Annotated in this window: 1 protein-coding gene; it reads left to right on the forward strand. The window is 64.2% G+C overall.

All coding sequences use genetic code 11. The features are described 5' to 3' along the window. On the forward strand, positions 1–360 hold a 360-nt coding region (locus DEP02_RS16975; protein ID WP_157977470.1), incomplete at its 5' end, for a tetratricopeptide repeat protein. Between the last annotated feature and the right edge of the window lie 235 nt (positions 361–595).

Genomic DNA, 595 nt, shown 5'->3' on the forward strand with positions numbered 1-595 from the left:
CTGGCCGTCTCCTACACCGACGCCGGACGCACCCAAGAAGCCCTCGAACTGGATGAGCGGGTACTGGCCGACTATGAACGACTCCTCGGCCTCGACCACCCCGACACCCTCACCGCCCGCAGCAACCTGGCCGTCTCCTACCGCGATGCCGGACGCATCCGGGAAGCCCTCGACCTATGTGAGCGGGTGCTGGTCGACCGCGAACGACTCTTCGGCCTCGACCACCCCGACACCCTCACCGCCCGCAACAATGTTACTCACGCACGCAGCGCCGTCGAAGCCGTACAGCAATCGAGTGCAGCAACCACGACAGCCGTCTCCGACACCGGACGCCTTCCGGAAGACGACGAGAAGCCGTAATGAACCGACTACGACCGATCCCACATAGAGCTACAGATCAGAAGGCTTCTGACATCCATTGCTGACATCAACGATGCCGGACGGGGACGTACACCAGCGTCTCTGTCCAGCCGTCACACCGGTCGACGACAGCAGCCGGAGCGGACTCGGATCGAACTCCTAAAGCGGGTGTCGCAGGTTCGAATCCTGCCGGGGGCACAGCCAGAAGGGCCGGCCCGGGAGGGGTTTCCTCCCG

Origin of the sequence: Streptomyces triticisoli, from assembly GCF_003270085.1 — a bacterium.
GTDB lineage: Bacteria > Actinomycetota > Actinomycetes > Streptomycetales > Streptomycetaceae > Streptomyces > Streptomyces triticisoli.